At 39.1% G+C, this 12,199-nt stretch carries 8 protein-coding genes; 2 read left to right on the forward strand and 6 right to left on the reverse strand.

Features of this window, described 5'->3' with window-relative positions:
• Positions 1 to 1,739 (forward strand): M3 family metallopeptidase (locus AC1DG9_RS05920; RefSeq protein WP_477634402.1); only part of this gene is annotated, 1,739 nt, incomplete at its 5' end.
• Between the two features lie 21 nt (positions 1,740 to 1,760).
• On the opposite strand, the gene AC1DG9_RS05925 is transcribed toward AC1DG9_RS05920, so the two are convergent.
• Entirely contained in the window at positions 1,761 to 2,396 is a 636-nt protein-coding gene (locus tag AC1DG9_RS05925; protein ID WP_477634403.1) for a Pr6Pr family membrane protein, read from the reverse strand.
• Positions 2,397 to 2,552: 156 nt separating this feature from the next.
• Here AC1DG9_RS05925 and AC1DG9_RS05930 point away from each other — a divergent pair, with 156 nt between their 5' ends.
• Positions 2,553 to 4,340, forward strand: coding sequence for an alpha-L-fucosidase (locus AC1DG9_RS05930; RefSeq protein WP_337715694.1), 1,788 nt, complete (start codon positions 2,553 to 2,555; stop codon positions 4,338 to 4,340).
• A gap of 16 nt (positions 4,341 to 4,356) precedes the next feature.
• On the opposite strand, the gene AC1DG9_RS05935 is transcribed toward AC1DG9_RS05930, so the two are convergent.
• From AC1DG9_RS05935 to AC1DG9_RS05955, 5 genes are all read right to left on the reverse strand, one after another.
• A complete protein-coding gene (locus AC1DG9_RS05935; RefSeq protein WP_172660773.1) occupies positions 4,357 to 5,103 on the reverse strand; it encodes a LytR/AlgR family response regulator transcription factor in 747 nt (248 codons plus the stop codon).
• A gap of 140 nt (positions 5,104 to 5,243) precedes the next feature.
• Positions 5,244 to 8,231 carry a sensor histidine kinase gene (locus AC1DG9_RS05940; protein WP_337715696.1) on the reverse strand — a complete coding sequence of 996 codons (2,988 nt, stop codon included), beginning with the start codon at positions 8,229 to 8,231 and terminating at the stop codon, positions 5,244 to 5,246.
• 70 nt (positions 8,232 to 8,301) lie between these two features.
• Positions 8,302 to 9,711 (reverse strand): c-type cytochrome domain-containing protein, encoded by a 1,410-nt coding sequence (locus tag AC1DG9_RS05945; RefSeq protein WP_337715698.1) that lies wholly within the window; start codon positions 9,709 to 9,711, stop codon positions 8,302 to 8,304.
• Between the two features lie 3 nt (positions 9,712 to 9,714).
• Positions 9,715 to 10,653, reverse strand: a complete 939-nt coding sequence (locus tag AC1DG9_RS05950; RefSeq protein WP_337715700.1) for a sugar phosphate isomerase/epimerase family protein — start codon at positions 10,651 to 10,653, stop codon at positions 9,715 to 9,717.
• A gap of 35 nt (positions 10,654 to 10,688) precedes the next feature.
• A complete protein-coding gene (locus AC1DG9_RS05955) occupies positions 10,689 to 12,197 on the reverse strand; it encodes a DUF1501 domain-containing protein (protein ID WP_288883806.1) in 1,509 nt (502 codons plus the stop codon).
• Positions 12,198 to 12,199: the final 2 nt, after the last annotated feature.

Below are 12,199 nucleotides of genomic sequence, written 5' to 3' on the forward strand. Positions count from 1 at the left end.
ATGCTATATCATTAAATCCAGAGCTATTCAAAAGGATCGAATCCATTTATAATACAAGAGAAAAGTTAAAATTAGATCAGGAATCAAAACGATTAGTAGAGTATTACTATCAGGCATTTGTTTTAGCCGGAGCTAAACTTTCAGAAACAGACAAAACAAATCTTAAAAAGCTGAATGAACAAGAGGCCTCGTTAAGTGCTAAATTTTCTAATCAGCTTCTTGCTGCTGCCAAAGCAGGTGCTTTAGTTGTTAATGACAAATCAGAACTWGCAGGCCTATCAGAAGGTGAGCTTGCTGCTGCCGCCCAAACTGCGAAGGCAAACAAGTTAGAAGGCAAATGGATGTTATCTCTTCAAAACACCACCCAACAACCTTCACTACAAATGTTATCAAACCGTGCAACCAGACAAAAGCTATTTGATGCTTCCTGGAACCGTGCTGAGCGAAATGACACAAATGACACCAGAAAAGCTATTGTAGAAATAGCAAAAATCAGAGCAGAGAAAGCAAAACTTATCGGCTTTCCTAATTATGCTACATGGAAACTGCAGGATCAAATGGCTAAAACTCCGGCCGCAGTTGAAACCTTCTTCTCTAAACTCGTGCCCTCCGCAACAGCAAAAGCCAAAGCTGAGGCTGCTGATATCCAGGCTGTAATTGATCAGCAAAAGGGTGGTTTTAAAGTAGAGCCGTACGATTGGAATTACTATGCAGAACAGGTTCGCAAAGCGAAATATGATCTGGATGAAAATCAGATAAAACCTTATTTCGAATTAAACAAAGTACTTCAGAATGGTGTATTTTATGCTGCCACCCAACTTTATGGCATCACTTTTAAGGAGCGTACGGATCTTCCGGTATACCATAAGGATGTTAAAGTATACGAGCTCTTTGATAAAGACAATACTACCATAGGCTTGTTTTACTGTGATTATTTTAAACGCGACAACAAATCTGGAGGCGCCTGGATGGACAATATGGTTGGCCAGTCTAAGCTATTGGGTACTAAACCTGTAATTTTCAACGTATGTAACTTCACTAAACCTGCAGCCGGTCAGCCGGCATTAATCAGCTTTGATGACGTAACCACAATGTTCCATGAGTTTGGTCATGCGCTACATGGTTTCTTTGCAAACCAGCAATATCCAAGCCTATCTGGTGCCAATGTTGCCAGGGATTTTGTGGAGTTCCCATCTCAGTTCAATGAACATTGGGCAATAAATCCAATGGTATTTAAAAATTACGCTGTTCATTATAAAACAGGTGAGCCAATGCCACAAACATTGATTGATAAAATCAAAAAAGCCGGTACATTTAATCAGGGTTATGCATTAACAGAAGTCCTTGCCGCCGCCGCCCTTGATATGCAATGGCATAAGCTATCAGCAACGGATCCTTTGCAGGATGCAGATAAATTTGAAACTGCCGCCCTACAAAAAACACATCTTGACCTGTCGTATGTTCCATCACGCTACCGTTCTTCTTACTTCTTACACATTTGGGGAAATGGCTATGCAGCGGGTTATTATGCTTACCTGTGGACAGAGATGTTAGATCATGATGCATTCTCCTGGTTCGAAGAAAACGGAGGATTAACCCTTGCTAATGGGCAACGCTTTAGAGACATGATACTTTCAAAAGGCAATACAGAAGATTATGGTAAAATGTTCAGAGATTTCCGCGGACATGATCCAAATATTTCGGCAATGCAGAAATACAGAGGCTTAATTACAAAATAACAGATAAAGGGAACCGGTTAATTACCGGTTTTCTTTTTTAAACCTTCCTCCTATCCAAACCGATAAAAACGACAACACGAGGAATACAACAAGCACATAAAAACAGTTTACAAATACTGTTGCGTACCCATACTTCGCCACGTCTACAAAAGGGTAAGGGTAAAATCCTGATGCAGATCCTCTGTATAAGATAAACATCAAATAAATAAAAGGGTAAATAAGCCAGCTAAAGGTATCATTCCATTTCAATGAATCCTTGGATACAAACAAGAACCAGTATAGCACAAATAAAATAGGAATAATTAAATGGAGTAACTCATCAACTACCAATTGTAAACCCTTTGGTTCCCACGTAAACCTCAATATCAAATTATAAATTAAGGCCACTACAGTAATATACACCGCAGTTGCTGTAAGAGTAGTCGGCTTTGTAAAGAAACCGCTGTCCTTTCGTTTCAGCAAAAGTGAAGTAAAGCACAATGCCACAAGAATATTAGTTAAAACAGTAAAGTAGCTAAAGTATCGAATAACCGACTCATCAACCGGCACAATATTGCTTTGCATAGTAAGATAAAGCTGCGCTATTAGTGCAAACCAGCCCAATATAAYACCTGTTATTAACAACCAATTACCACCTTTGGTATCGCTCTGTTCCATGTATACCAAGTTACGGAAAAAGGAATAATTAGCGTAACATAAATCTCAGGCCAAAAAAGTTTAATCATTAGCTATTAAGGAAGAATAATCTTATTCTCTATCCCCTATCTTAGTATTATTAACCAAATCAATAATCTTCCTATAAACGAAGCATTCATGTCTATTTTAAAAGTATTTATAACCACAGGTATTCTCACTGCATTCGTATTTAACTCATCAATAGCACAAGACATTGAACGATGGGACAAACAAGTAAATGAAAAAGAAAATCCTAACGCCAAGTGGTTTAAAGAAGCAAAATTTGGCATGTTTATTCACTGGGGTCTATATTCAAAACTTGGAGGCGTATGGAATGGCAAGGATTATTACGGTAGTGGCGAATGGCTAATGCATCAGGCCAAAGTTCCTGCTGCAGATTATGCAAAAGTTGCCAAAGAATTTAATCCCGTAAAATTTAATGCAGATGAATGGGCCGACCTTGCAAAGGATGCTGGCATTAAGTATATGGTAATTACCGCTAAACATCATGAAGGTTTTGCAATGTACGATTCAAAAGTAAGCGATTTCAATATCGTAAAGGCATCTCCTTATGGGAAAGACCCTATGAAAGCGCTTTCAAACGCCACAAGAAAAAGGGGTATACAATTTGGCTTTTACTATTCCCAGTTCCTGGATTGGCACGAACCAAATGGTGGTGGTAACAAATGGGACTTTGATGAAACAAAAAAGGACTATCTAAAATATTATAAAGAAAAGTCAATTCCGCAGCTAAAGGAATTGCTTACCAATTATGGTGATCTGGGTATTGTTTGGTTTGATATGCCAGGCGGTCTGGATAAAAAACAAACTCAGGAACTGGTAGACAGCATGCATGCCCTACAGCCTAAGAGCCTGTTTAGCAGCAGGGTTGGACAAGGACTGGGAGATTATCGCACCTTTGGTGATTCTGAAGTTCCTGCAACGCCAATTAAGGGTGCCTGGGAATCCATATACACGCATAACGATTCATGGGGATATATTAGTCATGATATGAACTTTAAATCTCCAAAAGAAATCATCCAGCTCCTTGCAACCGTAGCTTCTAAAGGTGGTAACCTTATGCTAAACGTAGGACCTGACGGAGAGGGTAACATCCCTCCTTATTCAGTGAAATATTTAAGAGAAACCGGTAAATGGCTCCAGGCAAATGGCGAAAGTATTTATGGAACAACCTACGGATTAATCCCTGCCCAACCCTGGGGTGTTACCACATCTGCACCGGGCAAACTATACCTTCATGTACTAAATAACCCTGGAAACGGAAAAATCAGGATACCAGGCGTAAACGTAGCAGTAAATAAAGTGTATCAGCTTGCAAACAAACAACCGGTTAAATGGATAAAACAAGGCAGCGATATTATTGTAGACATGCCTAAATCCTTAAACGAACACAACACGGTGCTTGCTGTTCAGTTCAGTGGCAATCTTAACGATGGTTATGCGGCCTCAATACCACAGGTTTCATTACAGTATGAGTTCAATACAATAGATGCAGTAAATGCTGAGGTTAAGGGAAATGCAGAAATAAAATCGCTTACTTACAGCCATTATTTTGGCGACTGGAAACACACCACCTGCGTAACAAACATGAGCAGCCCTGGGGATGAAGCTTCTTTTAAGTTTTCGGTAGCAGAACCGGGCGATTATAAAATATTATTGGAATATTCATGCCCTGAAGCAAGCAGTAAACAAGAAGGTCTGATGAGCTTTAACAACACAACCTATAAGTTTCTAACATTAAGAACATCGGAGTTTAGTGCAGGCAAACCATTGTTATTTATTAAACACCCCGTTGCCATCGTTTCTGTTGATAAACCTGGTATTTACACCATAAAATTAACTCCAGACACTGATGGAAAAGCTTTATTTAGTTTAAAGTCTATTATTCTGCAACCGGTATTGTAAAAACATTACTTCCCAACTATATCTTGGTAAAGAAATTCAGAAACTCCTGTTTTTTTGTCCGGCTTAGGTTGATGACAGTGTTATTAGTCATAACTACTTCCCCTCCTTCGCCTCTGATATAGTGTTTTATATAATCGAGGTTAATGATAAAGGATTTATGTGCCCTAAAAAACGAATGATCGCCCAGGGCCTCTTCAAATGACGAAAGCGTTTTACTGACTAAATGAACCTGCCCGTCGTTCATCATAATGTTCGTATAACAACTGGTAGCTTCCAGGTATAATATTTCTTTTATCTTGATAAAATGAAGTCCCTTACTACTGGATAAAGCCAACGTATCCATGATTCTGGTTTGTGTAAAGTGCTTGGCCATTTGAAACTGTTTCTTAGAAGCAGCAGTTTCGTTGTTTAAAAACCTGTCTACAGCATCTTTCAGTTCCGTTTTATCAATTGGCTTTAATAAATAATCCAATGCATTTAACCTCAATGCAGCAATTGCATACTGATCATATGCGGTAGTAAAAATTGTCTGAAAGTTAAACTCATCAAATTGTTCCAGAACATCCAAACCACTCATTACAGGCATTTCTATGTCCATAAAAACAATATCCGGATGGCTTTCTTCAATAATTAATTTAGCCTCAGTACTTTTCTGACAAGTAGCAACCACCTCAATTTCCTTACAGCACTGGTTAAGCAAGTGCTGTAGTGTTATTATACCATGCTTCTCATCGTCAACGATAATAGCTCTGATTGCGTTCATATCTAGATAATTTTAGGTCTATAACTTTTAGTCCTTGCCAATAAATTTAATTCATTAATTCGTAAAACACGAAAACCAATTAGTAAACGGTAAGTTTTAACTATCAAATGGTTATCTCTTGGAAAAATTCTTTTACAAGTTTAATAAATCATGTTAAGATAAATATGAACAGCAGTACCTATTGCCTGGTTGTGTTTATTATACAGGTCCTCAATTACAATCTGGCTATCGCTGCTCAATAGCTTCAACCTGCTCGATGTAATATCAACCCCATAAGATTTATGTTTAAACTGGCTTGGCATAAAAGATCCGGCTGCAACACGACCAATGCCATTGTCTTTTATTGTGATATGTAATATGTTCTCATCACTTTTTTCTATCAATACTTCCAAAAGCCCCATCCCCTCTTTATTTCTTAACCCATGCCAAATGGCATTCTCGGCAAAGGGTTGCAAAATAAGCGGAGGAACTTTTAAAGATTCCGGATGGATATCCTTGCTGAACTTAATAATATATTCAAAACAATGTTCCAGTCGAACTGCTTCCAGATTCAGGTAAAGCTTCAGCGTATCAAGCTCCTTATCCAAAGAAATAGCGGTGTGTTTAGAATTATCCAATATATTTCTCATCAGCTTAGAGAAAGTGGTAATATATTCACTCGCCTCTTCAGTTTTGTGTTCAATAACAAAGCTATTAATAGAGTTAAGTGTATTAAACATAAAGTGCGGATTCATTTGCGATCTAAGGGCCTGCATCTCCGCATCTTTGAGCTTCCGTCTATACTGCTCTTCTATCTTATGCTGATGAAATAAATACCTGTAAACATAAACTATACCCAATATAATAAGCCCAAACATCAGAAATAAAAACCATTGCGTTTTATAAAATGGGGCGGGTAAATATACTTTTACCAATAATCCTTTTGATTGCCAGTTCTCCATGTTGTCCCCGGCCTCAATTAATAAACTATAGTCTCCGGGAGCAAGATGTCTTAAAGACAATTCAGCCTTATTACCTAAGTAATTCCATTTGGTCTCATCTTTAAATTTATAGCGGTATATTATTTTTCGCTTGTCAATATAAGTAAGTGACGAGAAAAGCAATTCCAGTTCTGTTTCTCCTTTTTTTAGCTCAATATTAGGGTTATTTGTATTAATGGTTTTGCCATTTATCTTAATGCCGCACAGTTCCAGTTTGTTTACCAGTTGGGATCTTACAATTTTACTTACGTCAATAAACGATAAACCGTACTCAACCCCAACAACAAGATTCCCATTTTTCAGTTTTCTAAATCCGTAAATCAAATCGTCGCCTGGTAATCCATCTATTTGCGATATTCTGATTACTTTATCGGTATTTTTATTGTAAACATTTAATCCTTCCTCTGTCGCAAACCAAATATTTCCATTATGGTCTTCTGTAATCCCTTCAACCCTATCATTTGCTACATCATAGGTTTTAGTGTTCAACAACTTTTTTATCTCTCCATTAGCATTAAGCAGGTTCCAACCGCCATATCCTGAAACAAGTACATTATTATTCGCTGCCGGGGCAATCCGGTTATAATAATCGCCAGAAAACATCGAATGATTGGCATTTGCTTTAAACTTACTTACTTCAGTAAAAGCCTTTTGCGATTCATTATAGATGGTAATCCCGAAATCTTTAGGCATCCAGCCGATCAACCAGATCTTACCGTCATTGTGAACATATATATCATTCCACAAATTGTCAGACCAAAACTGTTTATCATTCATCACCAATCCCTCCTCTTTTTCAAGAGAAGGCCATTTGTAAACCTGAACAGGCTGTCCGGCAGGCAATATCCAAAGTTGTTTATTTTTATAAAGAATGCATTTTCTTATTGCCCCATTTAAGGGTATTGGCAGCTTTTTAATCTTTTCGTTATCAACAAGGAAAACACCAACATTTGTACTTACAAAAAGCTGATTGCCATTAAGCTGTAAACTCTCACATTTAGCGTTCTCATCTGGTAGTGGGAGTTTGCGCCAGACTGATGCCTTGCTATAAATCCATATTAAGTTATCCCTGCCACAGGTGTAGATATCGCCATTCGGCATTTCAGCAATATCCACCAACATATTCCCCGGTTTTTGGAAATCAGCGGGCAGCATCTCATTATTTATCGAAGCATAGCGATTAAACAGTTTCACCAACCCCTTATTTGTGGCTATCCAAATAACTTTCGTTTCGTTATTTACAATAACTTCATTAATGATCTGTCCTTGTGTTTTATAAAGTAGCTTAGGTGTTAAATCGGTATCGCTTAACAGATATACGAACTGATCAGAATACAATAACGTCTGGTTAAGCCCATCAAAAACTATTTTGCCTAATCCAATAATCCGGTCATTGCCGGGCAAAGAAGGGAATTGTTTTATCTCCTGTGTAATCAGATTATACTTGGCAAGCAATCCGGTAGTTGTCCCGAAAAGAACTTCTTCTTTATTGATTCGCAATGCGGAAATATAGTTTAAGCTCCTTAGTTTAGCATCAGGATGAATACTAAGCTTATCTGTACTCTTTTGCCAAACATATAGTCCACGATTTGTAAACACCCAGATTTCGCCTTTTTGTATTTCTAAAAAAACGATATTCCTCTTTATCTTATCAGCATTTTTATCAGTAAAGAACACTTTACCCCTGGAACCGTTAGCATTATAATATTTAATGTTGTTAAAATCACTGCACCATATTCTATCCTCCGAATCAACAAAAATATTCTCAAAATGATCATTATTTGGATCAGTATCATGATACTTATTGGACACAATCACCTTTGGCTTGTCATAAAAGTTCTTTAACAAGCACAGGCCATTATAAACATCGTGGTAATAAATAACATCGTTTTTAACTAAAAGCGAGGTAATATTGGTAAGGGCTGCTGGATGCTCTAAAAAACGATAACCATCATATTGCGATAAGCCTCTTCTGGTTGCCAGATACAGATAACCGTTTTTACTTAAACTGAGCTGTCTCACATAATCAGAGGGCAGTCCCTCATCAAATCTGATAATCTCATCCTTTAAATGACTTTGCGTCTTGCCATAAAAAGGCAAAATACAAAGCCACAATAAAATGTAATTAACAGATGCTTTAATGCCCATTGTGTATTAAACTTATCAATTTGCAGCGTAATTTGCAAATGATTAGTCTACAACAATAAAGTCATCGTCTCTATTTTGCCACCGGAGGTTTCACTTCGGTTGTATCTTTTTCAAGAGTAGGCACAACGTAGCCACCAAAATCCAGGGTCACTTTAGGAAATACCTTTTTAAGCTTTACCTCATCATCTTTAGTAATCCCTGTTTGGTATAAGTAAATACTATTTAATTCTTTTAAACCTTTTAATTGCTCTACTCCGGCAGCAGTAACTTTAGTACCAACAAGATTTACATATTGCAGATGACTTACACCTTTAATCAACGCTATTCCTTTATCAGTAATTGCAGTTCTGCTTAAATTAAGACGGATCAGATTATCGAGTTTAGCAACTGCCTGAATCCCTTTATCATCTAAAGCGGTGTTGGCAAAATTAAGCCAAACCAATTGTTTGTTTAACGGCTCTAAAAGCTTTAACACATCAGCATTTGCCTTTGCAGTAACAAAACTGGCAGATAAATAATTACTGGTACTTAGTACAGGAATAACCACTACACCTGCCTGTTTAAGCTTTTCAATAGCCGCAGCATCTGCCTTTCCAATTTCTTTTTCAGGAATATCAGCTAACTTATTTTCTTTTTTAGCTGCTCCGGTCTGGAAACTTAGCAGAAGTGCTTTTTCTTTCTCTGATTGTTTAAAATCCTGCACCTTTTTGTTAAAGTCTGCTCCTTGTTTTACCCACCACTGCAGCAATTCAATCTCTTCGGCAGTAAGCTGTGGTTTTTCTTTTGGAGGCATATGATCCTCATTAGAAGGCGGCAAAAGCAATCTTTTGATCAACTCACTTTCCTCAGCACTTCCCGGAACCAATGTTTTACCGTCTTCGCCTCCTTTTAATATAAAATCCTTTCCGTCGAGCCTCAGTTTTCCTTTCTGTTTTTCTGCACCATGACAATTATAGCATCTGTTTTGCAGCAGGGGCTGAATCATATGGGTATATGCCATTGCCTGTTGTACATTTGCGATTGGCGGTATAGCGGCCTTTCCTTTCCCATCATCTTTTAACGCAGAGCTGATATAATCAGATCCATGAGTAAGTGAACCCCCATAATGCCCGGTAATGGTTATCAGAACGATTAAAATTATGGCTACCAGGTTTAATACGCCTTCTTTAGCCTGCTTTTTATACATCGTATAAACAAGCAGCGAAATAACCGACACGCTAATGCCTAGCCACTGATGGATGCCAACCATATTGCTATCGTAATCTCCACTTTGCGACAACAAATAACCGCTTACTGAAGAAAAAACAGCACCCAGTCCTCCAAGTAAATAAATAAAGGGCACTGCTGGCTTTAGCGCAGAAAACTTGGTATTAATAGTTAACAGTTGAAAAAGGCATCCCAGCAACAAAATACCTATTGGTAAGTGAACAAGAATAGGATGAAACCGGCCGATAAGGTCGGGAATGGATAATAATGTCATCTCTTACAACTGATAACGCTTACGCAGCAGGTTCATCATATAAACATTTATCGCCCATTGGTCGGCCACTGGCTGTCGGGTGTAGGGCAAGGTCTGTAAGTAATCAGGTGGACCAAATTCTGTTAAAATGGTCATCCTTTCGCCTTTCAATTTCTTACGTTCTATAACCTTATCCCACCATGCAAGATGTGCTTTTATAGCACCATCCCATTCTGGTGCGCGCGGATCGTTAACCTGTGCTCCTTGCGGATGGCCAACTCTGGAATGAATATGACTTACCCTTTCCAATGCAATATCAATAGTTGCTTTCTGATCTGCCAGCAAACTTTCATGTACCACACACCAGTGCGATATATCCAGAGTTAACCGCAAATCAGGATTTTTCTCAATAAAGTTTCTTGCTATAGGTGCGCAGAAAAGCATTCGCCCACGATGTGTTTCATGATAAATCGGAACACCGGTTTCTTTACTCTTTTTGGTTGTATAATCTATAAATAGCTTGTTCTCCTCATAGGTAAAATAATCTTTACCAGAATGACAGTTCACATAAACAGGCTTTTGAAAACTATTCCCTGTTGCTGCATCCAGATTTTTCTTAAAGGCATTTAAATGTACTGCTGGCTCACTCTGGCTGCCACCGCATAAAAAACCCACCTGTAAACCATGTTTCTTTAGTGCGGTAAATAAATTCTCCTGCGCTTTGGCATCATCTCCAGGCCACCAAACCTCAATCCCCTCATAGCCTTCTTTTTTTGCTAAAGCGCAAAACTCATCGGTAGTACCAGGGAAACCCCAATCGGTAGCCATAAATAACAATTCATAGCCTGCCTTTGCTTTAACGTAAGGAATTTCCTGAGCAGCTATTTCGCCTAGCGGAATCAATAATCCGGCAGCTGTTGCCGTTGCAGTAGTTTTTAAAAAATGTCGTCTGTTTTGGTGCATTTATAATTGCGGTAAAAGTTCTTTAAGTAAATTAATTAAGCAATAACATCATGAATAACCTTGCCGGCGACATCCGTCAGTCGGAACGGGCGACCCTGAAAAGGATAAGTAAATTTCTCATGATCAAAACCCAGTTGATTCAGTATGGTGGCTTGAATATCAAAGGCATCCACCTTACCACTTATGCCGCTGTATCCGATCTCATCAGTTTCTCCATGGGTAAAACCTTTTTTAATGCCGCCTCCGGCCATCCAAATGGTAAAGGCATCCGTATGATGGTCTCTTCCATTATACGGGTTCTGAACCCCGTTACGGTTCTCCATCATTGGCGTACGACCAAACTCACCACCCCAAACAACCAGGGTTTCTTCAAGTAAGCCACGCTGTTTCAAATCCAGAAGTAATGCTGTAATCGGTTTATCAATACTGCGGCATTTATTCTTCAGTCCTATATTTAAGGAATTGTTAGGTCCATCACCATGCGCATCCCAGCCCCAATCAAATAACTGTACATACCTTACCCCTTTTTCAACTAATTTACGGGCAAGCAGAACGTTATTTGCAAAGCAAGATTTGCCTGGTTGTGTTCCATACATTTCATGTATGTATTCAGGCTCATCATTAATATTCATCACCTCTGGTGCAGAAATCTGCATCCGGTAAGCCATCTCATATTGCGATATACGCGATAATATCTCAGGATCATTGTAAGCCGCATACTCTTGTTCGTTAGATGCATTAATCGCATCTATAGAAGCCTTGCGCAAATCACGGCTCATTCCATGAGGGTCTTTGATAAATAATACCGGGTCTCCCTCACTTCTGCATTGTACCCCCTGATATACAGAAGGCAGGAATCCACTGCCCCATATGCTCTTACCGGCATCAGGAAAACTTCCGCCACTGGTAAGTACCACAAAGCCCGGAAGGTTCTGATTTTCGGTACCCAATCCGTAAGTAGCCCAGCTGCCCATACTTGGCCTGCCTAAACGAGGGCTCCCTGTATGGATTAACAACTGCGCGGGCGCATGGTTAAACTGATCTGTCGAAACTGCCTTTAAAAAACTAACGTCATCTACCATTGTAGAAAAATGCGGAAGGTTATCGCTAACCCATGCCCGGCTTTGGCCATGCTGTGCAAACTTTGCCTGCGGGCCAAGCATTTTAGGCACTCCGGTAATAAAAGCGAACTTCTTACCTGCCAGCAAAGATTGCGGACAATCCTGTCCGTCCATCTTCATCAGCTCCGGTTTATAGTCAAATAATTCCAGCTGAGAAGGTGCACCTGCCATATGCAGGTAAATTACACTCTTAGCCTTACCTAAAAAAGGTGGTGCCTTTGGTAACAAAGGATGCACCGGATCATACAAAATATCATTATTGGTTTTACCTCCCAAACCACAGCTGCCCAACAAGGCTCCCATAGCCACGGCACCAAGTCCCATTGCACTTTCTTTAAGGAAATGCCTGCGTGTAAAAGCCCTGAGTTCAGTTTCCTGAGCTTCTTTTACCAGGCGATGTGCGTTCAATTCATCTCTTGTCATTA

It is taken from the genome of Pedobacter sp. 05L430, assembly GCF_056397585.1.